General features: G+C 71.0%; 18 protein-coding genes. 10 read left to right on the plus strand and 8 right to left on the minus strand.

The window, feature by feature from the left end; translation table 11 throughout:
* Nucleotides 1-427 precede the first annotated feature (427 nt).
* A complete protein-coding gene (gene arc, locus ACQEVU_RS33430) occupies nucleotides 428-2194 on the minus strand; it encodes a proteasome ATPase (protein ID WP_433330633.1) in 1767 nt (588 codons plus the stop codon).
* A gap of 209 nt (nucleotides 2195-2403) precedes the next feature.
* Here arc and ACQEVU_RS33435 point away from each other — a divergent pair, with 209 nt between their 5' ends.
* Nucleotides 2404-2691, plus strand: a complete 288-nt coding sequence (locus tag ACQEVU_RS33435) for a ferredoxin (protein ID WP_433335182.1) — start codon at nucleotides 2404-2406, stop codon at nucleotides 2689-2691.
* A gap of 36 nt (nucleotides 2692-2727) precedes the next feature.
* On the opposite strand, the gene ACQEVU_RS33440 is transcribed toward ACQEVU_RS33435, so the two are convergent.
* From ACQEVU_RS33440 to ACQEVU_RS33450, 3 genes are read right to left on the minus strand one after another with little or no spacing between them, the layout of a single operon-like run.
* Nucleotides 2728-3297 (minus strand): hypothetical protein, encoded by a 570-nt coding sequence (locus tag ACQEVU_RS33440; RefSeq protein ID WP_433045632.1) that lies wholly within the window; start codon nucleotides 3295-3297, stop codon nucleotides 2728-2730.
* A complete protein-coding gene (locus tag ACQEVU_RS33445; protein WP_433330635.1) occupies nucleotides 3275-4222 on the minus strand; it encodes a tRNA (adenine-N1)-methyltransferase in 948 nt (315 codons plus the stop codon). The genes ACQEVU_RS33440 and ACQEVU_RS33445 overlap by 23 nt, the downstream gene beginning before the upstream one ends.
* Entirely contained in the window at nucleotides 4219-5436 is a 1218-nt protein-coding gene (locus ACQEVU_RS33450; RefSeq protein WP_433330637.1) for a site-2 protease family protein, read from the minus strand. The genes ACQEVU_RS33445 and ACQEVU_RS33450 overlap by 4 nt, the downstream gene beginning before the upstream one ends.
* Nucleotides 5437-5506: 70 nt before the next feature.
* On the opposite strand from ACQEVU_RS33450, the gene ACQEVU_RS33455 reads away from it, so the two are divergent.
* The 7 genes from ACQEVU_RS33455 (at nucleotide 5507) to ACQEVU_RS33485 (ending at nucleotide 15619) form a co-directional block, all read left to right on the plus strand.
* Nucleotides 5507-6355, plus strand: coding sequence for a RecB family exonuclease (locus tag ACQEVU_RS33455; RefSeq protein ID WP_433330639.1), 849 nt, complete (start codon nucleotides 5507-5509; stop codon nucleotides 6353-6355).
* Between the two features lie 419 nt (nucleotides 6356-6774).
* On the plus strand, nucleotides 6775-7983 hold the full coding sequence (locus tag ACQEVU_RS33460; RefSeq protein ID WP_433330641.1) for a sensor histidine kinase: 1209 nt from the start codon (nucleotides 6775-6777) through the stop codon (nucleotides 7981-7983).
* Nucleotides 7980-8654 carry a response regulator transcription factor gene (locus ACQEVU_RS33465; RefSeq protein WP_345129515.1) on the plus strand — a complete coding sequence of 225 codons (675 nt, stop codon included), beginning with the start codon at nucleotides 7980-7982 and terminating at the stop codon, nucleotides 8652-8654. Before ACQEVU_RS33460 ends, ACQEVU_RS33465 begins: the two co-directional genes overlap by 4 nt.
* 90 nt (nucleotides 8655-8744) lie before the next feature.
* Complete coding sequence (locus ACQEVU_RS33470) at nucleotides 8745-9524, plus strand: ABC transporter ATP-binding protein (RefSeq protein WP_433330644.1); 780 nt, start codon at nucleotides 8745-8747, stop codon at nucleotides 9522-9524.
* 4 nt (nucleotides 9525-9528) lie between these two features.
* Entirely contained in the window at nucleotides 9529-12087 is a 2559-nt protein-coding gene (locus tag ACQEVU_RS33475; RefSeq protein ID WP_433330646.1) for an ABC transporter permease, read from the plus strand.
* Nucleotides 12088-12308: 221 nt separating this feature from the next.
* Nucleotides 12309-13064, plus strand: a complete 756-nt coding sequence (locus ACQEVU_RS33480; RefSeq protein WP_433330648.1) for an ABC transporter ATP-binding protein — start codon at nucleotides 12309-12311, stop codon at nucleotides 13062-13064.
* Nucleotides 13065-13069: 5 nt separating this feature from the next.
* Nucleotides 13070-15619, plus strand: a complete 2550-nt coding sequence (locus ACQEVU_RS33485; protein ID WP_433330650.1) for an ABC transporter permease — start codon at nucleotides 13070-13072, stop codon at nucleotides 15617-15619.
* Between the two features lie 66 nt (nucleotides 15620-15685).
* Here ACQEVU_RS33485 and ACQEVU_RS33490 read toward each other — a convergent pair whose 3' ends face one another.
* Nucleotides 15686-16333 (minus strand): HAD family hydrolase, encoded by a 648-nt coding sequence (locus tag ACQEVU_RS33490; protein WP_433335184.1) that lies wholly within the window; start codon nucleotides 16331-16333, stop codon nucleotides 15686-15688.
* A gap of 98 nt (nucleotides 16334-16431) precedes the next feature.
* On the opposite strand from ACQEVU_RS33490, the gene ACQEVU_RS33495 reads away from it, so the two are divergent.
* Nucleotides 16432-17001: a hypothetical protein gene (locus ACQEVU_RS33495; RefSeq protein WP_433330652.1), complete on the plus strand. Its 570-nt coding sequence runs from the start codon at nucleotides 16432-16434 to the stop codon at nucleotides 16999-17001.
* Between the two features lie 2 nt (nucleotides 17002-17003).
* Here the strand turns inward: ACQEVU_RS33495 and ACQEVU_RS33500 are convergent, their stop codons facing one another.
* The 3 genes from ACQEVU_RS33500 to ACQEVU_RS33510 all read right to left on the minus strand — a co-directional run bounded on the left by ACQEVU_RS33500 (nucleotide 17004) and on the right by ACQEVU_RS33510 (nucleotide 23330).
* Complete coding sequence (locus ACQEVU_RS33500) at nucleotides 17004-17414, minus strand: DNA-binding protein (protein ID WP_433330654.1); 411 nt, start codon at nucleotides 17412-17414, stop codon at nucleotides 17004-17006.
* A gap of 803 nt (nucleotides 17415-18217) precedes the next feature.
* Nucleotides 18218-21730 carry a methionine synthase gene (metH, locus tag ACQEVU_RS33505; RefSeq protein WP_433330656.1) on the minus strand — a complete coding sequence of 1171 codons (3513 nt, stop codon included), beginning with the start codon at nucleotides 21728-21730 and terminating at the stop codon, nucleotides 18218-18220.
* Between the two features lie 10 nt (nucleotides 21731-21740).
* Nucleotides 21741-23330 carry a DUF2142 domain-containing protein gene (locus tag ACQEVU_RS33510; protein WP_433330658.1) on the minus strand — a complete coding sequence of 530 codons (1590 nt, stop codon included), beginning with the start codon at nucleotides 23328-23330 and terminating at the stop codon, nucleotides 21741-21743.
* 148 nt (nucleotides 23331-23478) lie between these two features.
* Between ACQEVU_RS33510 and ACQEVU_RS33515 the strand changes: the two genes are divergently transcribed.
* Nucleotides 23479-24360, plus strand: a complete 882-nt coding sequence (locus ACQEVU_RS33515) for a PAC2 family protein (RefSeq protein ID WP_433330660.1) — start codon at nucleotides 23479-23481, stop codon at nucleotides 24358-24360.
* The last annotated feature ends 6 nt before the right edge of the window (nucleotides 24361-24366 follow it).

A 24366-nucleotide genomic window follows, 5' to 3' on the forward strand; every position in this document is an offset into this window, starting at 1 on the left:
CTTCCCCGCGTGGCAGCTCGGGCGCTCCGTTTCTCATGACCGGGGAACTCCGCTCAAACCTGCCCTGGCGCCCGGCGGCGGATGAGCCCGCCGAGCGGCCTCGTCCCCGACCGATCGACGTGCCCGTCGCCGGCCAACGAGCACTGTGACGGCCCGAGCCGTCCGCCCCCAGCACGGCTGCGCCGCGACGAGCCTGAGCGCTTTGCGCGCTGTGGGGATACACCGCGGCCGAGCACAGCACTCTGGCGATGGCGCTGCCGGACATGATCTTGACGTCGCCGGCGCTCTATGTCGCGTTTATACCCTGACGGGGCATAAATCCGACAAGTCGTGGCGCGCAGCGCCCGACTTGTCGCAAATAGCCGTCCGCGCGCAAAAAGACGGGCGGGAGACCCTCTGCAGGTCGCCCGCCCGTCCCTCGTTCGAGTTACAAGTACTGGCCGGTGTTGGTTGCCGTCTCGATGGAGCGGCCGGCCTCGGCGCCCTTGCCGCCGGAGACGAGCGTGCGGATGTACACGATCCGCTCGCCCTTCTTGCCGGAGATGCGGGCCCAGTCGTCCGGGTTGGTGGTGTTGGGCAGGTCCTCGTTCTCGCGGAACTCGTCGACGCAGGAGTCCAGCAGGTGCTGCAGGCGCACACCCTTCTGGCCGCTGCTGAGGAAGTCCTTGATCGCCATCTTCTTCGCCCGGTCGACGATGTTCTGGATCATCGCGCCCGAGTTGAAGTCCTTGAAGTACAGGACCTCCTTGTCGCCGTTGGCGTAGGTCACCTCGAGGAAGCGGTTCTCCTCGGTCTCGGAGTACATCCGCAGCACGACCGCGTCGATCATGGCGGCGACCGTCGCCTCGGGCGATTCGCCGTGCTCGGCGATGTCGTCCTTGTGCAGCGGTACGTCGGTCAGGATGTACTTCGAGAAGATGTCCTTGGCCGCCTCGGCGTCCGGCCGCTCGATCTTGATCTTCACGTCGAGCCGGCCGGGGCGCAGGATCGCCGGGTCGATCATGTCTTCCCGGTTCGACGCGCCGATGACGATGACGTTCTCCAGGCCCTCCACGCCGTCGATCTCGCTGAGCAGCTGCGGGACGATCGTGTTCTCGACGTCGGAGGAGACGCCGGAGCCGCGGGTGCGGAACACGGAGTCCATCTCGTCGAAGAACACGATGACCGGCGTGCCCTCGCTGGCCTTCTCACGGGCCCGCTGGAAGATCAGCCGGATGTGCCGCTCGGTCTCGCCGACGTACTTGTTGAGCAGCTCAGGACCCTTGATGTTGAGGAAGTAGCTGGTCTGCTTCTCCTCGCCTCGCTGCTCGGCGATCTTCTTCGCCAGCGAGTTGGCCACGGCCTTGGCGATGAGCGTCTTGCCACAGCCGGGCGGCCCGTAGAGCAGCACGCCCTTCGGCGGGCGCAGCTTGTGCTCCCGGAAAAGGTCCGCGTGCAGGAATGGCAGCTCCACCGCGTCGCGGATCTGCTCGATCTGCGGGGAGAGTCCACCGATGTCGTGGTAGTCGACGTCGGGCACCTCCTCCAGGACCAGCTCCTCGACCTCGCTCTTCGGGATGCGCTCGTACGCGTACGCCGAGCGCGGCTCGATCATGAGCGAGTCGCCGGCGCGCAGCGGCGCGTCGGCGAGCGTGTGCGCCAGGTGGACGATCCGTTCCTCGTCGGCGTGCGAGATGACGAGTGCACGGTCGCCGCCCTCGAGGACCTCCTTCAACATGACGACCTCACCGGCCCGCTCGAACCCGAGCGCGTCGACGATGTTGAGGGCGTCGTTGAGCAGGACCTCCTGGCCTCGGCGCAGTTCCTCGGTCTCGATCGCCGGGGAGACTGCCACGCGCAGCTTGCGCCCGCCTGTGAACACGTCGACGGTTCCGTCGTCGTGGCGGGCGAGGAAGACTCCATAACCGCTCGGCGGCTGCGCCAGGCGGTCAACCTCCTCCTTCAGCGTCACGATCTGGGCACGGGCCTCCTTGAGGGTGGCCACGAGCCGCTCATTGTTTTCGGTCAGCCGGGCAATCTGCGCCTGCGCTGCGGCGAGCCGCTCCTCGAGCTGTCGCACGTGTCGCGGAGTCTCCGTCAGCTTGCGCCGCACCAGGGCGAGTTCCTCCTGAAGAAACGCGACCTGCGTGGAGAGATCGTGGGCGTCCTTCTCCCATCGTGCGGCGCGCGTCTCCGCGTCGTCGCTGCGTGCCACGTCCCACCTCCCCGGGGGCTTTGAACGTTGTGCTCTAACACTAACTGCTGATCGGCGGTTCAGGCCCCCTCGAACACGTGCGCCACAGGGTGTTTACAAATCCGGGATGCTCGACGGGCCCTATCCAGCACCCTTTCCGGCTTACTGCGGCGTGTGTCACGGCCCCCTGCACGGTTCCGGAACCGTCGGGTAGCGTCAAGAACGTGAGCGTGGAGACTTCTCAGGACTCTTTGCAGGTGTGGGTCGACCAGGACCTGTGCACCGGTGACGGGCTGTGCGTGCAGTACGCACCGGAGGTCTTCGAGTTCGACGTCGACGGGCTCGCCTACGTGAAGGGCCCCGACGGCGAGCTGCAGCTGGCGCCCGGCAGCCGGGCCGACGTCCCCGCCCACCTGCGGCTGGAGGTCATCGACGCGGCCAAGGAGTGCCCCGGCGACTGCATCCACGTGCACCGCCAGTCCGACGACGCCCCCGTCGCCGGACCCAACGCGGACTGACCTGCGATTTCCGTCACCGGCGGCCGAGCTGCGCTGTTAGAGCATCGGCTTGCCGACCAGCGAGCTCACCAGGCGCGCAAACTCCTCCAGCCGGGCGATCTGCCCGGCCCCGCCGTCGTCCAGCGTCTTGCCGAAGCGCAGCGCGTCGTGGCGGATCACCGAACCGGCCTCCTCCGCCGCCACGTTGGCCTCGTCCAGCGACGTGAGCAGCAGATACACGTCGACGCTGTCGACCCGGTGCGACCCGTTCGGGTTGCGGCTGATCCGCCGCCGGCAGCCCACCTCGGTCACCGCCGAGAGGGCCACCACCCGCAGCGACGACGTCATCGACCCCGGCGGCGCCTCCTCCGGCGGGATGTCCTCGCCGTGCCAGAGGATCAGCCGGTTGCCGTCGCAGACGACGACCTCCTGCCAGACCCCGTTGACGTCGTTCACGAACCGTTCGAGGGTGAAGCCCAGAACGCTCTGACCTCGCAGTACACCCGCCATGGCATCCAAGGCGATGTCCGGGTCCCGCAGGTAGGCCCGGGCCGCCGACTCGAGGTCGGGATACGGCGACCAGTCGGGAAAGACCGCGGGTAGGTCACTGAAGCTCGGTCGGCTCATTCGCTTCGGCCTCCTCGTCTGCCCGAGCGGCCGCGGCGGCCGCCAACCGCCGTGCCGCGTACGCCTCGGCCCCCTTGCTCGGCTTGCGCCGGCGCGGCGGCGCCGTCACGCCCGGTGCCAGCTTGCGCGCGCTCACCAGGAACGCCGTGTGCGCGATCATGCGGTGATCGGGCCGGACGGCCAGGCCCTCCGCGTGCCAGTCGCGCACCAGGCTCTCCCAAGCTCGAGGTTCGGTGTACCCACCATCCTCGCGCAAGGCCTCCACCAACTCCGACAATTGGGGTGTTGTTGCCACGTAGCCGATGAACACCCCGCCCGGAATGAGCGCCCGCGAGACGAGCGGAAGGATCTCCCACGGCGTGAGCATGTCCAGGATTATCCGATCAAACCCGGCATCTTCGCAGCCGGCCACGTCCCCCACGCGTAATGACCAGTTCGGCGAGGCGCCGATGAACGCCTCGACGTTGCGCCGGGCGATCTCGGCGAAGTCCTCCCGCATCTCGTACGACGTGACGCTCCCCGCCGGGCCCACCGCCCGCAGCAGGGAGCAGGTCAGCGCGCCGGAGCCGGCCCCGGCCTCCAGCACCCGGGCACCGGGGAAGATGTCGCCCATGGCCACGATCTGCGCCGCGTCCTTGGGGTAGATCACCTGAGCGCCACGCGGCATCGACAGCACGTAGTCGGCCAGCAGCGGCCGCAGCGCCAGGTAGGCGGTGCCGCCGGTCGAGGTCACCACGCTGCCGTCGGGCGCGCCGATGAGATCGTCGTGGGCGAGCCGCCCGCGGTGGGTGTGGAACTCCTTGCCCGCCTCCAGCACGATGGTGTGCATCCGCCCCTTGGGGTCGGTGAGCTGGACCCGGTCGCCCGGGCGGAAGGGCCCCCGGCGCACGACGGACGGGGTCTCGACGGGGCTTTCCACACTCACGCGCTGTTCCTCCGGACGGTCGGCCTGCGCGGCCGCCGGGTCGGGGCCACGAGGGAGACGAGCTCGGCGCCGCGCAGGACGCCGTGCACATCCTCCCCGGTGACCACCAGGTAGTCGCCGCCCGGGTCGTCCCTGATCGCCATGAGCAGGTCGGTGCCGCGAAGATCACCCGGCAGGACGTGGTGCCGGTCGAGGCGCCGGGTCACGTCGACGATCGGCACCCACGGCCGGCGCTCGGCCGGCACCGCGCGCGCCCGCGCCCCGTGCACGAACCCGATCATGCTCCCGGACTCCTCCACCACGGCGACGACCGGCCCGCGCTCGTCGCCCAGGGCCGCGATCCGGTCCGCCTCGGCCAGCGGCGTGCCGGCGGTGACGGCGACGACGGGCCGGGCCAGCTCGCGGGCGCTGAACGGGGGCAGCCGGGCGGCCGCCCGGGCGTGCCGGATCGCCTGGCCCGCGCCGACCCACATGGTGATCGCGACGAGCAGGGTGAAGGCCATCCCGAAGTACGCGTGATGAAAGGGCTGGAACTTCCACAGCAGCAGGGCGAGCGCGGCCGTGCCCAGCGCGAGCAGCCGCCCGATCCACCCGGCCACCACGCGCCCGACGTTGGCGTCGCCGGTGAGCTTCCACACCAGGGCCTGCAGCGCCCGCCCGCCGTCCAGGGGCAGCCCCGGCAGCGCATTGAACACGGCGACCACGACGTTGGACAGCGCCAGCTGGAACGCGAACGTCGCCGCGATCCCGCCGGTCGGCAGGATCGCCGCGGCGCCGGCGGCGAGCACCCCGAGCACCAGCGACACGAGCGGCCCGGCCAGCGACACGAGCAGCTCGACGCCCGGGCGGGGGGCCTCGCGCTCCATCTCGGTGTAGCCGCCGAGCATCTCCAGCGTGATCCCGCGCACACCGATCCCGCTGCGCCGGCTCGTCACCGCGTGCCCGAGCTCATGCAGCAGGACCGAGACCAGCAGGCACACCACGAACCCGAACCCGACCACGACCCCGGTCGTGAACGGCAGCCTCTCCTGGCTGCGGGCCTGCATGAACGTGCCGTACGTCAGGGTTATCAGCGCCGCCAGCAGCAGCCACGAGGGCGCCAGATAGACCGGGACGCCGGCCACCCGGCCCAGCGGAATGCCCGCGCCGCGCTCCCGCGGTTGGGCGCGGGCGGCCGGCGACGCCGGCGCGGATGCCGTGCGGTGTTCGTCCATCGCCCCCGATGCTACGGGCTGAGGGGTTCGATGCGCGTTTTCGTCGTACCCCACGTTTAACCTCTTGGGCATGACGGTGCCCGTTACCTCCGCCCTGCCAACCCTGTCGCCGTCGCGCGCCGCCGACTTCAAGACCTGCCCGTTGCTGTACCGGTTCAGAAGCATCGACCGGCTTCCCGAGCGTCCGACCGCCGACCAGGCCCGCGGCACCCTGGTCCACGCCGTGCTCGAGGCCCTGTTCGACGCCCCGGCCGGCGAGCGCACCCCGGACGCCGCGGCCGCCCTGGTCGCCCCGCAGTGGCAGCGCCTGGTCGAGCAGGAGCCGGAGCTGGCGACGATCTTCACCGACCCGCCCCTTTCCCCCGACGACTTCCTGTCCGGCGCCGCCGAGCTGCTGCAGGGCTACTTCGCCGTCGAGGACCCCAACCGCCTGGAGCCCGGCGACCGCGAGGCCTACGTCGAGGCCGAGGTCGACGGCCGCCTGGTCATCCGCGGCATCATCGACCGCCTGGACGTCTCCCCCGCCGGCGACCTGCGCGTCGTGGACTACAAGACCGGCGGCGCGCCCCGCGAGGCGTTCGAGGCCCGCGCGATGTTCCAGCTGAAGTTCTACGCCCTGGTCCTGTGGCGCACCCGCGGCGTCGTGCCCCGCGTGCTGCGCCTCATGTATCTGCGCGACCAGGAGGTCTGCGACTTCGCTCCGGACGCCGACGACCTGGTGCGCTTCGAGCGCACGCTGCTGGCGCTGTGGCAGGCGATCGAGCTGGCGACGCAGAACCGCGACTTCCGGCCGAAGCCGAGCCGGTTGTGCGGGTGGTGTGCGCATCAGGCGCTGTGCCCGTCGTATGGGGGGACGCCGCCGCCGTTTCCGTCGCCGGCGCCGGAGCCGGTGGGTGAGGTGGTCGTGGAGCGGGACTGACCTCGGCTCTCTTGAAAACCTCCGGGGGGCCGGGGCCGGGGGATGGTCACCCTCTTCTTGGCTCGGGTCCGTGCAACCTGCGACCGTTGTTCCCACCAGACACCGGTCGACGCTGGGGCGTCTCCCTGCCAGGTCCGTGGTGGCACGAGCATGGCGCGTTGTCTGGGCATTTGGTTGCGGTCGTCGGCCCGGGGCTGTCCGGGCACGGGTCGGCGTCTCCGAAAGCCCCGCCTGACCCTGGGCAGTGGCTCAGGTCACCGGGCCGGAGCTGTCCGGGCACGGGTCGACGTCAGGACCGCACCCCTTCCCGGCGGTGGCGACGCGTCATCCCTGCGGCTTGCGGGGTCCTCCCTGAGGAGGAGGGGGCGTCGGGCGCGGCGATGAAAGCGGGCCGCGTGCGTGCCGATACCGTCGATAGCGTGCGGTGGGTCCGGGAGACGTTCAGGTGGCGGGGGGATCCGTTCGCCCAGGACATCGTGCTCGCGATCGGGCTCATGCTCTTCAGCACCAGCCTCGAGGTCGTCACCGCGACGCGGGTCGGGGTCACGGAATTCGTCTGGCAGCTGGTGTACGGCGCGCTCGGGCTCGTCGGGGTGGCGTTTCGGCGGCGGTGGCTGTGGGGGGCCGTGCTGTGGACGTCGCTGCACGTCGTCACGCCGTTCGCGGCCGGGCTCAGTCTGGTTCAGGGTGGGCTCGGGATCATTGTCCTGACCTACACCGTGGCCGTGTACCTGCCGCCGCGGCGGGCGCTCGGGGCGGCGGCGCTCATGTGGCTGCCGGGGATGGCGCTGGCCAGCGTGCTCGGGCGGGCGGGCAGCACGCCCTTCTACCCGGACGTGAAGATCTTCCTGACGTTCAACACGATGAGCGCGCTGGTGTGTTTCACCGTGGGGCGGACCGTGGCGACGCGGCGGGCGTACATCGCGGCGCTGGAGGACCGGGCGCGGACCGCGGAGACCAGTCAGCGGGCGCTCACCGAGAAGGCGGTGGCCGAGGAGCGGCGGCGGATCGCGCGTGAGCTGCACGACGTCGTCGCGCATCACGTCAGCGTCATGGGGGTGCTGGCCACCGGGTCGCGGCGGATGCTGAAGCGGGACCCGCACGCGGCCGACGAGGCGCTGGCCACGATCGAGGAGACCGGGCGCACGGCGCTGCGGGAGATGCGGCGGCTGCTCAGCGTGCTGCGCACCGAGGCCGAGCCGGCCGGGGAGCTGGCGCCGCAGCCGGGGCTGGCCGGCATTGAGGGGCTGGTCGAACAGATCCAGGAGGCCGGGCTGCCGGCGCTGCTGCGGGTCGACGGGGAGCCGGGGCCGCTGGAGCCGGGCGTGTCGCTGACGCTGTACCGGATCGTGCAGGAAGCCCTGACCAACGCCCTGAAGCACGCGGGGGCCGCCACCGTCGAGGTGCGGCTGACGTTCGGGGCGGCCGACGTGACCGTGGAGATCTGCGACACCGGGCGCGGGCCGCAGCTGGGGACGGCGGCCGTCGGGCACGGGCTGCTCGGGATGCGGGAGCGCGTGATGCTGTACGGAGGGACCCTGCGCACCGGGCCCCGGCCCGGCGGCGGATACCGTGTCCACGCGAGGATCCCCATCGAGGTGCCGGTAGAGAGGCAGTTGGCGAGTTGACCGAGGCGCGTCCCATCCGGCTCCTGCTCGCCGACGACCAGCCCCTGCTGCGCACCGGGTTCCGGATGGTGCTCGGGGGCGAGCCGGGGCTCGACATCGTGGCCGAGGCCGGCGACGGGGTCGAGGCCGTGGAACTGGCGCGGCGGCTGCTGCCCGACGTGGTGCTCATGGACATCCGGATGCCGCGCATGGACGGGGTCGCCGCGACCCGGGCGATCGTCGAGGCCAAGCTGCCGGTGCGGGTGCTGATCCTCACCACGTTCGACCTGGACGAGTACGTCGTCGGGGCCCTTCGGGCCGGGGCCAGCGGGTTCCTGGCCAAGGACGTGCCGGCCGACGACCTGGTCATCGCGATCCGCACGGTGGCGGCCGGGGAGGCGGTCGTGGCGCCGCGGATCCTCAAGCGGCTGCTGGACAAGTTCGCCGACGCGCTGCCCGATCCGGACGCCGCTCCCCCGCGCGACCTGCGCGTTCTGACCGACCGGGAGCGCGAGGTCCTGGTACAACTGGCCAAGGGGCTGTCCAATGCCGAGATCGCCCGTGCACTGTCGGTGAGCGAGACCACCGTCAAGACCCATGTCGGTCACGTGCTCACGAAGCTGGGGCTCCGCGATCGCGTACAGGCCGTCGTCCTCGCGTACGAGACGGGCCTGGTCCGGCCCGGGTCGTGAGGTCGTCCCCAGGGACGAGGGACGGGGTGCGGGGCGCCCTTAGCTTGAAGTGGACAGGACAAGGGGTACCACTTCAAGGGGGAGCTGAGCGTGACCACGACTGTCACGAACGGGGACGGCGTCGCCGCCCGCGCAGTTGACGTGTGGAAGGTGTACGGCAGCGGCGAGGCTCAGGTCATCGCGCTGCACGGGGTGAGCGTCGAGCTCGAGCGCGGGCACTTCACCGCGATCATGGGGCCGTCCGGGTCCGGCAAGTCGACGCTGATGCACACGCTCGCGGGCCTCGACTCGGTCACCCGCGGGGAGATCTTCATCGGCGACACCCGGCTCACCGGGATGTCCGACAAGGAGCTGACCAACCTGCGGCGGACCAAGGTCGGGTTCATCTTCCAGCAGTTCAACCTGCTGCCGACGCTGACCGCGGAGGAGAACATCCTCCTGCCGCTGTCCATCTCGGGCCGCAAGGCGGACCCGGCGTGGTACGACACCGTGATCAAGACGGTCGGGCTCGGCGACCGGCTCGGGCACCGGCCCAGCCAGCTCTCCGGCGGCCAGCAGCAGCGCGTCGCGTGCGCGCGGGCCCTCGTCGCCCGGCCCGACGTCATCTTCGCCGACGAGCCCACCGGCAACCTCGACTCGCGCTCCGGCGCCGAGGTGCTGTCGTTCCTGCGCAACTCCGTGCGCGAGTACGGCCAGACGATCGTCATGGTGACGCACGACCCGAACGCGGCCTCCTACGCCGACCGGGTCATCTTCCTGGCCGACGGCCAGATCGTCGACGAGCTGCGCGAGCCCACGGCCGACGCCCTGCTCGACAAGCTCAAGGGCCTCGACACGGCGGCGGGCCGCATGGCCGAAGAGGTGGCCTGACCCCATGCTGCGCGCAACCCTCAAAAGCCTGCTGGCGCGCAAGCTGCGGCTGACGCTTTCGACCCTCGCGGTCGTGCTGTCGGTCATGTTCGTGTCCGGCTCGCTCGTGCTCACCGACACGCTCGGGCGCACGTTCGACAACCTGTTCGCCAACATCTACACGTACACCGACGTGCAGATCTCCGCGAAGAACCAGATCGAGCAGCAGGGCGGCGGCAACAACCCCGTCACCCCGTTCCCGGCCTCGGTCGTGGACCGGGTCGCCAAGGTCGACGGCGTGCAGAAGGCCACCGGCCAGGTGTTCCTCAACGGGGCCATGCCGATCGGCAAGAACAACAAGGTCGTCATCAACCAGACCGGCCAGGAGTTCGGCGCCAACTGGACCGGCGAGGACCAGCTGGTGAAGCTGTACACGGGCGAGGGACCCCGGTCCGACAACGAGATCGTCATCAACAAGGGCCTGGCCAAGAAGGCCGGCTTCAACGTCGGCGACTCGATGGACGTCATCACCCGCGACCAGAAGCGGGCGACGTACAAGATCGTGGGCATCATGGTGTACACCGGCGGCCGTGACTCGATGGCCGGCGAGAGCGCCATCTTCTTCACCACGCCCCGCGCCCAGGAGTCGATGCTGGGCGACACCACGCACACCCAGTTCAACGTCATGGACGTCAAGGCCAGGTCCGGGGTCAGCGACGACAAGCTGCGCGACGACATCAAGGCCGAGCTCGGCAGCGGGTTCGTGGTGCAGACCGGCAAGGACCTGTCCGAGGAGTCCAGCAAGGCGATCAAGGACATCCTCAAGTACTTCAACTACGTCCTGCTCGGCTTCGGCGCCGTCGCGCTGCTCGTGGGCGTGTTCCTGATCCTCAACACGTTCTCGATCATCGTGGCTCAGCGCACGCAGGAGCTGGCGCTGCTGCGGGCGATGGGCGCGGCCCGGGGCCAGGTGCTGCGCTCGGTGCTGCTCGAGGCGGTCATCATCGGGGTCATCGGCTCGGCGCTGGGCTTCCTCGTCGGCCTCGGCCTCGGGGCCGGCGGCGCGCGGGCGTTCGTCAGCCTGGCCGACGGCGCCCAGGTCGCGAGCCTGGGCTTCCCGATCTCGGCGGTGATCGCGTCGTTCGCGATCGGCATCGGGGTCACGATCGTCGCGGCGCTCATGCCGGCGGTCAAGGCGTCCCGGGTGGCGCCGATCGCGGCGATGCGCGAGTCGGCCGCCCCGGACCGGCCGCTGACCAAGCTCACGATCTTCGGCTCGGTCATCACCGCGCTCGCGATCGGCTCGCTGAGCTGGGGCCTGGCCGGCGCCGGCGGCGGCACGCTGTTGCTGGTCTTCGGCGGCGTCCTCGGCCTGCTCATCGGCGTGGCGCTGCTGACGCCGATCATCTCCAAGCCGCTGGTGGCCGTGCTCGGCTCGCTCTTCTCCTGGTCGATCCCGGGCAAGCTCGGCAAGCGCAACTCGTCGCGCAACCCGCGCCGCACGGCGATCACGGCCGGCGCGGTGATGATCGGCATCGCGATCGTCACGGCGATCAGCACGATCTTCACGTCGCTGTCCACGGCGCTGGGCGACACGGTGAACAAGGACCTGGCGGCCGACGTCGTCGTGCTCGGCCAGCGGACCAACGACGTGCCGCCGGTCGTCTCCGACGATCAGCTGGACAGGATCGAGGCGCTGCCGGCGGCCAAGACGGTGGCCGCGGTCACCGTCGACCAGGTCGAGGTCAACGGCGAGCCGGGCTTCGTGTACGCCTACTTCGACCCGGCGGCGGGCATGTCGGTGCTGCAGCTCAAGACCGACCAGGGCCGCACCGACCGGATCGGCTCCGGCGAGTTCGTGGTGGACAAGAAGACCGCCGACAACCGCAAGCTCAAGCTCGGCGACAGCATCACGGTGAAGTTCACCAAGGGCGCGCAGAAGCAGCTCACGCTCGTCGGCATCACCGGCGAGTCGGCCCTGGGCGACGGCATCGTCATCAGCTACGACGACGCGAAGGCGGGCTTCGCCTTCCCGCAGGCGTGGCAGGTGTTCATGTCGGTCAAGGACGGCTCGTCGGTCACCGACGCGAAGGCGGCCGTCAACGACATCCTCAAGGACAACCCGCAGGTCCAGGCGTACACCAAGGACGAGTACATCAAGAGCAACCTGCAGGGCTTCGACTACGCGCTGGTGATCGTGCAGGTGCTGCTGCTGGTGGCGCTGGCCATCTCGATCCTCGGCGTCATCAACACCCTGCTGCTGTCGGTCATCGAGCGCACCCGCGAGCTGGGCATGCTCCGCGCGGTCGGCCTGCGGCGCGGGCAGACCTGGCGGATGGTGACGACGGAGTCCGTGGTCATCACGATGTTCGGCACGGTCCTCGGTCTCGCCGTCGGCGCCGGGCTCGGCGCGGCGATCGTGTCCGCGCTCAAGAGCGTGCTGGGCTTCGGCGCGGTCACCCTGCCGTGGGGGCTGATGGTGGTGTACTTCATCGCCTCCATCATCGTCGGCGGCATCGCGGGCCTCATCCCGTCGGTGCGGGCCGTGCGCCTCAACGTGCTGGGCGCCATCGCCTACGAGTAACCGCACGCGGACCGACCAGGGCCGCGGCCGCCTCCGGGTGGCCGCGGCCCTGTTCATGTGGCGTGTCTGAGAAACCTGTGGCACCCGGGTCGGGGTTGACCCTGACCCGGGCTAGGGGACGCTCCCCCAGCGCAATATCCGTGGCCGGCTAGGCCCACGGGCGGACGTTTCCCGGCCCCGCCGCCCCGACGATGAGTGCACACCATTCACCAGGGGGAATCATGACTGCATCGGTTGCGACGCGCACCGAGGTGGCCGCGCGGGCGGTCGACGTGTGGAAGGTCTACGGCTCCGGCGAGGCGCAGGTCAACGCGCTCGCGGGGGTTTCGGTGGAGCTGGAGAAGGGCCGCTTCACCGCCATCATGGGCCCGTCCGGCTCGGGCAAGTCCACGCTCATGCACTGCCTCGCCGGGCTCGACGCCGTGACGCGGGGGCAGGTGTACGTCGGCGACACCAAGATCACCGATATGTCCGACCGGGGGCTGACGAACCTGCGGCGCACGAAGGTCGGGTTCATCTTCCAGCAGTTCAACCTGCTGCCGACGCTGACCGCCGAGGAGAACATCCTGCTGCCGCTGTCCATCGGCGGGCGCAAGGCGGACCCGGCGTGGTACGACACCGTGATCGACACCGTCGGCCTGCGCGACCGGCTCAAGCACCGGCCCAGCCAGCTCTCCGGCGGCCAGCAGCAGCGCGTCGCGTGCGCCCGGGCCCTCGTGTCGCGGCCCGAGGTCATCTTCGCCGACGAGCCCACCGGCAACCTCGACTCGCGCTCCGGCGCCGAGGTGCTGTCGTTCCTGCGCAACTCCGTGCGCGACTTCGGCCAGACGATCGTCATGGTCACCCACGACCCGAACGCGGCCTCCTACGCCGACCGGGTCGTGTTCCTCGCCGACGGCCACATCGTCGACGAGCTCTACGCGCCGACCGCGGACGCCGTCCTGGACCGCCTGAAGCGCCTGGACAAGGTGGGCTGACGGCGATGCTGAAGGCCACCATCAAGAGCCTGCTGTCGCGCAAGCTGCGACTCATCCTGTCCGGGCTGGCGGTCGTGCTCGGCGTGATGTTCGTGTCGGGGGCGTTCGTGCTCACCGATACCCTCGGCCGCTCCTTCGACAGCCTCTTCGCCTCCGTGTACGCCGGCACCGACGTGCAGGTGACGCACAAGCCGAAGATCGGCGGCGCCGAGATGGACGCCCCGGACACCGTCACGAACATCCCGGCCGACCTGGTCGACAAGGTCAAGGCGGTGCCGGGCGTGGCGAGCGTGACCGCGTCGGCCTCCGCCGACGGCGCGCGGGTCATCGGCAGGAACGGCAAGGTCGTCACGACGTTCGGCCCGCCCCGCATCGGCGAGAACTGGACCGGCACCAGCGACTTCCTGCAGCTGCGCGAGGGCCGCGGCCCGAGCGCCGACGACGAGATCGCGGTGAACGCCGAGACGGCCAAGAACGCCGGGATCAAGGTCGGCGACGAGGTCGGGGTGCTCACCCTGCAGCCGAAGCGCATGTTCAAGCTGGTGGGCATCTTCGGGTACAGCGGCAACCGGGACTCCCTGGGCGGCGCCCTGGAGGTCGCGTTCACCACGCCGGTCGCCCAGCAGCTGATGCTCGGCGAGCAGAACGTGTACTCCAGCATCGACGTCAAGACCGAGCCGGGCGTGACCCACGACCAGGTGCGCGACCGGATCGCCGCGGCGATCGGCGACACCTACAAGGTGCAGACCAACGCCCAGCTGCAGGCGGCGACGAGCGCGTCGTTCAAGCAGGGCCTCGGCTTCTTCAACAACATCCTCATCGGCTTCGCCGGCGTGGCGCTGTTCGTCGGCACGTTCCTCATCCTCAACACGTTCTCGATCATCGTGGCGCAGCGGACCCGCGAGCTGGCGCTCATGCGGGCGCTGGGCGGCAGCCGCGGGCAGACGCTCGGCTCGGTGCTCACCGAGGCGGTCGCGATCGGGCTCATCGCCTCCGTGGTGGGCCTGGCCGCCGGCATCGGCGTGGGCGTACTGCTGGCATCGCTCTTCGGCAGCCTCACGGGCGTGAGCCTGGCCTCGGTCGGCGTGCCGGCCGCCGCGGTGATCAGCGCCTTCGTGGTCGGCCTGGTCGTGACGGTGGTGGCGGCGGTCATGCCGGCGCTGCGGGCCAGCCGCATCCCGCCGATCGCCGCGCTGCAGGAGGTGGCCACGCCCGACCGGCCGCTGACGAAGCTCACGATCAGCGGCGCGCTCGTCGGCGCGGCCGGCGGCACGCTGCTGGGCCTGGGCCTGGCCGGCAAGGGCAGCGGCACCACCACGCTGTGGCTGATCCTCGGCGGCGTCCTCATCACGTTCATCGGCGTCGCGCTGCTCACGCCGCTGCTGGCCCGCCCGGTCGTCGGCCTGCTCGGCCGGCTGTTCTCCTGGTCGGTGCCGGGCAAGCTGGGCCGGCTCAACTCGGGCCGCAACCCGCGCCGCACGGCGATCACCGCGGCCGCGCTCATGGTCGGCCTGGCGCTCATCACCGGCGTCAACGTCATCCTGGCCTCGGCGAAGCAGAGCCTGAAGCAGCAGGCCGCCAACGACGTGACCGTCGACCTGATCATCTCCGGCGACGGGGACCAGAACGGCCCGGCGACGTTCGACCCGGCCGTGATGACCTCGACGGCGAAGATCCCGGGCGTGTCGAGCGTGGCCAGCGAGTACTACGAGTTCGCCCAGGTCGGCACCGAGCGGCACAACGTGACGGCGGTGTCGGACTTCGCGGCGTACGCCGGCATGTTCAAGCTGCGCGCCGAGCAGGGCCAGCTCGCCTTCACCGGCAAGGACCAGGCCGTCGTCGACCCGGAGACGGCCACGAAGCGCGGGCTGGCCCTGGGCAAGACGGTCGACGTCCAGTTCAGCCGCGGCGAGGTACACCACGTGACGGTCGTGGGCATCTACGCCAAGAGCAACGTCGCCGGCGGCATGTACCTCTCGCCGGACGTCGTCGCGGACTTCCGCACCCAGCAGCCGGCCTGGGGCTACGTGAAGGTCGCCCCGGGCACCTCGGTGGACGCGGTCCAGCAGCAGGTCGACACGCTGCTCAAGGACAACCCGGAGGTGTCGGTGGCCAACCGCGCCCAGTACGTGGCGGCCCAGTCGGCGCAGTTCGACCAGCTGCTCACGATGATCCAGGTGCTGCTGGCCCTGGCGATCCTCATCGCGGTGCTCGGCATCATCAACACCCTGGCCCTGTCGGTGCTGGAGCGGACCCGGGAGCTGGGCCTGCTGCGGGCGATCGGCATGCGCCGGGCGCAGACGATGCGCATGGTCACCGTCGAGGCGGTCGTCATCTCGGTCTTCGGCGCGCTGCTCGGCCTCGCGGTCGGCACGGGCCTGGGCGCCGCGGTGGTGCGGGCGCTGAAGAACGAGGGTTTCACGAAGATGGCGTTCCCGTGGTCGCAGATGGCGACGTACCTGGTGCTGGCGGCCGTCATCGGCGTCATCGCCGCGGTGCTGCCGTCGATCCGGGCGGCGCGGGTCAACGTGCTGCAGGCCATCGCGCACGACTGACGCAGGGCTTTTCCCGGGGGAATGGTAGGGGCGCCCGCGGCTTGCCGGCCGCGGGCGCCCCGCCGTCTATGCGACCAGCTTGCGCAGGTAGTCGACGTCGACGTCGAGCAGCGACCCGACCAGCGTCACGCCCTCCGGATCAAGATCAATTTCGCACGGTACGGCAAGGACGGCGCACCCCGCCGCCCGCGCACTGCGGATGCCGTTCGGCGAGTCCTCGACGGCGACGCAGTTGCGCGCCTCGGCGCCGAGCAGCCGCGCCGCGGTGAGGTACGGCATCGGATGCGGCTTGGTCTCGTCGACCTCGTCCCCCGCCACGACGGCGTCGAAGTTGCCGGCCCCGATGGTCAGCAGCGCGACGTCGACGAGGTGCCGGTGCGTGGCCGTGACGAGCGCCAGCGGCACCCCTTCGCCCCGCAGCGCGGCGAGCAGCTCCTTCGCCCCCGGCCGCCACGGCACCCCCTGGTGCAGCAGCTCCTTGACCCGCTCCTCGAGCCACACCACGCTCTCGTCCGTGGCCGCCCGGGTCATCGGCAGCTCGAGGTCCTCGTGCAGGATGCGCATCGAGTCGGTCATGTTGCTGCCGATCATCGCGCGGCGCGCCTGCGCGGACAGGGGCCGGCCATGGTGGGCGGCGAGCTCGTTGAGCCCGACCTCCCAGACCTTCTCGCTGTCCACGAGGGTCCCGTCCATGTCGAAGAGCACCGCTTGCATCGCCACATCCGGATCCTCCCAAGCGCCCCCCGATTTCCCGCCGCCCCCGGCCCGTACCGTGCGCAAACTCACGGCGTCGCCCGGGTAATCTGATCGCGATGAGCGAGACGGACAGCGCCCCGCCGCCCGCCCGCCGCCGGCGCCGGCGCCGCGCCGTGACGGCCGTCCTGGCCCTCACCCTCGCGGCCGCGTCGGCGACCATCGCCCGCCTGTTCGTGTGGCCGGACCTGCCCCCGCTGCCGGCGCGGGCCGACGCCGTCGTGGAGCTCGGCGGCCCCGGCGAGCGACGCCCCGTGGCCCTCGACCTGGTCCGGCAGGGCCGCGCCCCGCTGGCCGCGATCTCGGTCTCCGTCGACGAGGTGGACACGACCTGGTGCTACAAGGGCCGCCTGGACAACGTGCCGGTCACCTGCTTCCACCCCGACCCGTACACCACCCGCGGCGAGGCCCGCGCGATCGCCGACATGGCCCGCGAGCGCGGCTGGCGCTCGGTCATCCTCGTGACGACCCCCGACCAGGCGTCCCGCGCGATACTGCGGTTGAGCCGCTGCTACGACGGCCAGATCTTCGTCGCGACCGCGCCGCTGCCGTGGCGGCAGTGGCCGGCACAGATCGCCTACCAGTCGGGCGCCACCGTGAAGGCCTACACGGCCGAGACGTCCTGCTGAGCTCACCCGTCCGCGCGGGCCTCGAGGCGTTCGAAGCGCTGCCGGGCCGCCTGCGGGGTCCCGAGCCCGAGCCCGAACGCGATGTCCTGCCACGTCATCCCCCCACCCCGGGCCCGGCGCAGCAGCTGCAGCTCGGCGGCGTCGAGCTCGGCGCGTACGTCGGGCAGCAGCGTGAGCGCGGCCAGCAGGTCGTCCGCGTCGAGGTCGGGTTCGTCGGGCCGGACGGGGATCGAGCCGCCGGCCATTCCGGCGGCGAGGCGGACGGCCTCGTGGGGGGCGACGACGTCGGGGTGGATCTGGCGCGCCCGCAGCTCGGCACTGCCGGCGTGCCGTTGGGTGAGGTGGGCGAGGGCGCCGTAGGTCCGCTCGGCTCGCCGGGTTTCCGCATCGGGCCGCGCGAAGATCTCGTTCATGCACCCATCCTGGTGCATCAACGCTTTGTTTTCAACATTTTGTTCAAGCAGATCGCGCGGCGCTTGGCGCAGCTTTCGGGCGCGCGCTGCCGCGCACAGTGCGGCCCTCGCCGCCGGGTGCGGGCGTGAACGCACCGACGCGAGCTCGACCGCGCGTGGGGCTCAACCGCGGGGGCTCGACCGCCGTGGGGCTCAACCGCCCGGGGGCTCAACCGCTGTGGGCTCAACCGCCCGGGGGCTCAACCGCTGTGGGCTCAACCGCCCGGGGGCTCAACCGCTGTGGGCTCAACCGCCCGGGGGCTCAACCGCCCGGGGGCTCAACCGCCCGGGGGCTCAACCGCCCGGGGGCTCAACCGCCCGGGGGCTCAACCGCCCGGGGGCTCAACCGCCGTGGGGCTCAACCGCCCGGGGGCTCAACCGCCGTGGGGCTCAACGGCGCTGCGCGACGCTGAATGCACGCCGCGGCCTGGCCGGACGACACACTTCGGCCGCAGTGCGATCTGACCGCCGAGGGCCGGCGCCGATCTGACAGTCCAAACCCAACCGCACCGCGCGACCCGGCCCCGCGACGCCGCCCTGCCTGCGCGGCGCGGCACGGCCCTATGACCGCATGCCTCGCACGGCGTGACCTTGACCGCGAGGCGCCGCGCGCCGGCGACATCCAGCGACCCGCGCACCCTCCGCACGGATTTATCGCCCGGTGACGTATAAATCCGACAAGTCGTGGCGCGCAGCGCCCGACTTGTCGGAAAACACCAACCCGGTGCGGCCCGCGGAAGGCGGGCCGCACCGGGGCGAATGAGCTACTTGGCGTTGAAGTACGACGCGTCCGGGTGGTGCACGATGATCGCGTCCGTGGCCTGCTCCGGCACCAGCTGGAACTCCTCCGACAGCGACACCCCGATGCGGTCCGGCCGCAGCAGGGCCACGGTCTTCGCGCGGTCCTCCAGGTCCGGGCAGGCCGGGTAGCCGAAGCTGTATCGGCAGCCGCGGAAGTCGGTGCGCAGCAGGCCGTCCAGGTCGGACGGGTCCTCGTCGACCATGCGGCGGCCGTCGGGGAGGATGAGCTCCTCGCGGACGCGCCGGTGCCAGTACTCCGCCAGGGCCTCCGTCAGCTGCACCGACAGGCCGTGGACCTCAAGGTAGTCGCGGTAGGCGTTCTCGGCGAAGAGCTTGGCGGTGTAGTCCGAGACGGGCTGACCGACGGTGACGAGCTGCATGCCGATGACGTCGAGCTCGCCGGCGTCCTTCGGCTTGAAGAAGTCGGCGATGCATAGGCGGCGGTCGCGGCGCTGGCGCGGGAAGGAGAACCTCGCGCGCTCGCTGTGGCCGTTCTCGTCGAGCACGATGAGGTCGTTGCCGTCGGAGTAGCACGGGAAGTAGCCGTAGACGACGGCGGCCTCGAGGACGCGGTCCGACGCCAGGCGGTCCATCCAGTATCGCAGCCGCGGGCGGCCCTCGGTCTCGACCAGCTCCTCGTAGGAGGGGCCGCTGCCGCCGCGGGCGCCGCGCAGGCCCCACTGGCCGAGGAACGTGGCGCGCTCGTCGAGCAGGGCCGCGTAGTCGGCGAGGGGGATGCCCTTGACGACCCGGGTGCCGAAGAACGGGGCGGTGGGGACGGCGGCGTTGAAGTCGATGTCGGAGCGCACCGACGAGTCGTCGAGCGACGGCAGGTCCTCGCGGACCTCGACCGTGCGGGCGCGGCGCTCGCGGCGGGCGGCCAGGGCGGCCTCGCGCTCGGCGTCGATGACCGGGGCGCCGCCGCGCTTGGCGGTCATGACGCGGTCCATGAGGGCGAGGCCCTCGAAGGCGTCGCGGGCGTAGTGCACGTCGCCGTGGTAGAGCGCGCGGAGGTCGTCCTCGACGTAGGCGCGGGTCAGGGCGGCGCCGCCGAGCAGCACCGGCCAGCGCTCGGCCACGCCGCGGGCGTTCATCTCCTCCAGGTTCTCCTTCATGATCACCGTGGACTTGACGAGCAGGCCGGACATGCCGATCGCGTCTGCCTGGCGGCTCTCGGCGGCCTCGATGATCGCGGAGATCGGCTGCTTGATGCCGATGTTGACGACCTCGTAGCCGTTGTTGGACAGGATGATGTCGACGAGGTTCTTGCCGATGTCGTGGACGTCGCCCTTGACGGTGGCCAGCACGATGCGGCCCTTGCCGGCGTCGTCGTCGGACTTCTCCATGTGCGGCTCGAGGTAGGCGACGGCGGTCTTCATGACCTCGGCCGACTGCAGCACGAACGGCAGCTGCATCTGGCCGGAGCCGAACAGCTCGCCGACCGTCTTCATGCCGTCCAGCAGGACGTCGTTGATGATCGCCAGGGCGCTCATGCCGGTCAGGGCCTCGTCGAGGTCGGCTTCGAGGCCGTTGCGCTCGCCGTCGATGATGCGGCGCTTGAGCCGCTCGTCCAGCGGCAGCGCGGCGAGCTCCTCGGCGCGGGAGGCCTTGGCCGAGGCGACGTCGACGCCCTCGAACAGGGCGATGAACTTCTGCAGCGGGTCGTAGCCCTCGCGGCGGCGGTCGTAGACGAGGTCGAGGGCGACCTCGCGCTGCTCGTCGGGGATGCGGCTCATCGGCAGGATCTTCGAGGCGTGCACGATGGCGCTGGTCAGGCCGGCCTGCTGGCACTCGTGCAGGAAGACCGAGTTGAGGACCTGGCGGGCGGCGGGGTTGATGCCGAACGACACGTTGGAGATGCCCAGCGTGAAGTTGATGCCGGGATACAGCCGGGAGATCTCGCGGATGGCCTCGATGGTCTCGATGCCGTCGCGGCGCACCTCCTCCTGGCCCGTGGTGATGGGGAAGGTCAGGCAGTCCACCAGGATGTCCTCGACCTGCATGCCCCACTTCGTGGTCAGGTCGTCGATGAGCCGGGCGGCGACGCGGACCTTCCACTCGGCGGTGCGGGCCTGGCCCTCCTCGTCGATGGTGAGCGCGACGACGGCGGCGCCGTGCTCCTTGACCAGCGGCATCATGCGGGCGTAGCGGGAGCCGGGGCCGTCGCCGTCCTCGAAGTTGACGGAGTTGACGATGCAGCGGCCGCCGAGCATCTCCAGGCCGGCCGCGATGACCTCGGGCTCGGTCGAGTCGAGCATGATCGGCAGCGTGGAGGCGGTGGCGAAGCGGCCGGCGAGCTCGCGCATGTCCTGGGCGCCGTCGCGGCCGACGTAGTCGACGTTGAGGTCGAGCATGTGGGAGCCGTCGCGGGCCTGCTGGCGGGCGATCTCGACGCAGGCCTGGTAGTCGGCGGCGAGCATGGCCTCACGGAAGGCCTTGGAGCCGTTGGCGTTGGTCCGCTCGCCGACCATGAGCACGCTGGCTTCCTGGTGGAACGGCACGTGGTGGTAGATGCTGGCGGTGCCGTGCTCGACCTGCGGCTGGCGGGTCACCGGGGTCTGGGCGCCGAGCTGGCGCGCGACGGCGGAGATGTGGGCCGGAGTCGTACCGCAACAGCCGCCGACGAGGCCCGCCCCGTACTCGAGGACGAAGCGCTGCAGCGCCTCGGCCAGCTCGTCCGGGGTCAGCGGGTAGTAGGCGCCGTTGGCGGTCAGCTGCGGCAGGCCGGCGTTGGGCATGACGGAGACCGGCACCTTGGCGTGCTGGGCGAGGTAGCGCAGGTGCTCGCTCATCTCGGCGGGGCCGGTGGCGCAGTTGAGGCCGATGAGGTCGATGCCGAGCGGCTCCAGCGCCGTCAGCGCCGCGCCGATCTCCGAGCCGAGCAGCATCGTGCCGGTCGTCTCGACCGTGACGTGCGTGATGATCGGGACGATCCGGCCGGTGGCGGACATGGCGCGCTGCGCGCCGATGATGGCGGACTTGGTCTGCAGCAGGTCCTGGCAGGTCTCGATGATGAGCGCGTCGGCGCCGCCCTCGATGAGGCCGGCCGCGTTGTCGAAGTAGGCGTCGCGCAGCGCGGAGAACGGGGCGTGCCCGAGCGTGGGCAGCTTGGTGCCGGGGCCGATCGAGCCGAGCACGAAGCGCGGCCGGTCGGGGGTGCTGTGCGCGGCGGCGGCCTCCCGGGCCAGGCGGGCGCCGGCCTCGGACAGCTCGCGGATCCGCGACTCGATGCCGTACTCACCGAGGTTGGCCAGATTGGCACCGAATGTATTGGTCTCCACGGCGTCGGAACCAGCCGCGAAGTACTGCTCGTGCACTCCGCGGACGACGTCCGGCCGCGTCACGTTGAGTACCTCGTTACAGCCCTCGTGCCCCTCGAAGTCGTCGAGGGTGAGGTCGGCCGCCTGCAGCATGGTGCCCATCGCACCGTCGGCGATGAGCACCCGCTCTGCAAGCGTCTTCAGTAGGTCCGCCATGCCCCAAAGGCTATCGGGAGCCGCGGGTGACATCAGCCCCGGGCAGACGCGATTCGCGCCACGTATCGGAACGCAGCTCCCGCTGGGTGGGCACCTCGCCCGCGGCCTGGGTGTCGTCGTGCGGTACGACCCAGAACACCGCGGCGGTGAGGAGCAGGCCAAAAGCCATGATCATCAATGGCGGGAGGGAGCCGGTGGGCGGGTGCCAGTCGCCCACGAAGGGGTTGAAATGGCCGGCCCCGGTGCCGTTGGGCAGTCCCCGCTGCCAGCGGACCATGGCCCAGATGAGCAGGACCAGGTGTACCGGCAGAAGGAAGATCACGAACGTGTGCGTCAGGGTGCGGGCCAGCGGCGCGTCCAGGAGCCGCCGCTCGAGGATCCAGGCGGCGAGCAGCGGCAGGCCGGCCAGTAGCGGCAGCATGTACCGGCCGGCGGTGATGAACCCGGTCTGGTTGACCTGGCTCACCTGCAGGACGCCGGGCAGCGCGACGCCGCCGAGCAAAATGACCAAGTATCGCCACCGAAGCGTCCAACTGCCGGCCACCCCGCCGAAGAAGATCAGGCCGCCGACGAGCATGGCCCACACGATGTACACCGGCTGCCACATCGTGACGTCGAACCAGCCCGCGACGCCGATCATGCCCTGGATGTACACCCACCAGCTGTCGGCGTAGCCGGCCACCGCCTCGCCGAAGCGGTAGTGCCACAGCCCCGGCGGCGGCGGCACGAGCTCCCCGGTCCGCATCCCGATGATCCAGGCGGCCGAGAGCACCCCGGCCAGCGCCACGCCGGCGGTCCAGAGCCGGACCCGCCGCACCCGCCAGTACTCGCGCAGCCACGCCCGGCGCATCGGCACCGCGAGGGCGAACAGCCCGAACGCGAACCAGGCGGGCCCGGCCGAGCGCAGGGTCAGCAGCAGGACCGAGCTGATCCCGAGCAGCGTGACCAGCCCGCGCTTGCGGACGGGGTCGGGCGGCTCGAGCAGCAGCGGGATGCCGGCGGAGAAGAAGGCGATGCCGGCGGCGATCTCCACGGAGTTGGGGTTCACCCCGCCGGCCAGGTGGGCGAGCATCGGCGTGGCCACCGTGAGCAGGGCGGCGGCGGTGAGCCCGTAGCGCGACCAGCGCAGCAGCGACACGAACGCGGAGGCGACCAGCGCCGCGCAGATCGCCGCGCTGATGAGCCGGGCGGCGACGAGGCCGCCCCAGTTCGGGAACCAGCGCAGCGGCGGGCCGACGACCAGGTAGTACAGCGGGTTGTACCGCCCGGCGCTGGTGCTGACCTCGCCGACCGGCCCGCCGTGCAGCCCGGCGGCGCAGGCCGCGGAGCGCTTCGGATCGAAGCCGAAGCAGGTCGCGTGGGCGTTCATGCCGACCGGGACGCGCTGGTAGGCACCCATGCCGGGTCGCCCGAACGCGTCGGGCACCACGGCCGGCCGGGCGAAGATCTGCCCCGGGTCGAGCGACGCCACCCCGGCCGCCCGGATGGCGTGCTGGACCTCGTCGGCGGGTCCGTCGAACGGCGCCGCGAAGCACCAGGCCCCGAAAACCAGGAAGAAGGCCGTGAAGGCCACGAACCAGGACTTTCGTCCATATCGCATTTCCGGATGCTATCGAGAGATCTTGGACATCCGGCTACGCGCGGTTACAGATCACCCGCCGCTCGTCGCCCACCGTATTCACCTCGATCTGGGCCCGCTCCCGCGCGGCCGACAAGCCATCTCGGTGCGCTCCACGTAGGCTGGGACCGTGACCGAGTTCGACGGCCTGCCCGTATTGCGCTCCCCTGTCGCGATTGCCGCGTTCGAAGGGTGGAACGACGCTGCCGACGCGTCGACCGCCGTCGTCGAGCACCTCGAACAGGAGTGGGGCGCCGAGACGATCGCCTCGCTGGACCCGGAGGACTTCTACGACTTCCAGGTCAACCGCCCGACGGTGCTCATGTCGGATGGCGAGACGCGGCGCATCGAGTGGCCGACGACCCGCTTCGCGGTGGCCAGCCCGCCCGACGCCGAGCGCGACATCGTGCTCATCCGCGGCATCGAGCCCAGCATGCGCTGGCGCACGTTCTGCGAGCAGGTCCTCGAGGTGTGCCACAGCCTCGAGGTCAACCGCATCGTGCTGCTCGGCGCGCTGCTGGCCGACGTGCCCTACACCCGGCCGCTGCCGGTGAGCGGCTCGGCGCCGGCCCGCTCCACGGCCGAGGCGGCGGAGCGGCTGGGGCTCATCCCGACCCGCTACGAGGGCCCGACCGGCATCGTCGGCGTGCTGCACGACGCCTGCCTGCGCGCCGACGTCGAGCCGGTGTCGTTCTGGGTGCACGTGCCGCACTACGCCAACAACCCGCCGTGCCCGAAGGCGACCCTGGCCCTGCTGCACCGCGTCGAGGAGATCCTCGACCTGCCGGTGCCGACCGGCGACCTGGCCATGCAGTCCGCCGAGTGGGAGGAGCGGCTCAAGCAGGCCGCCGAGCAGGACGCCGAGCTCGCCGAGTACGTGCGCGACCTCGAGGAGCGCTCCGGCGACGCCGGCCTGCAGCCGCTGTCGGGCGACGAGATCGCCCAGGAGTTCGAGAAGTACCTGCGCCGCCGAGGCGGCCAGGCCGGTCCCTCCGCCACCGGCGCCTGGTAGCGCAGG

It is taken from the genome of Dactylosporangium sp. CA-139066 (assembly GCF_050936175.1).
GTDB lineage: Bacteria > Actinomycetota > Actinomycetes > Mycobacteriales > Micromonosporaceae > Dactylosporangium.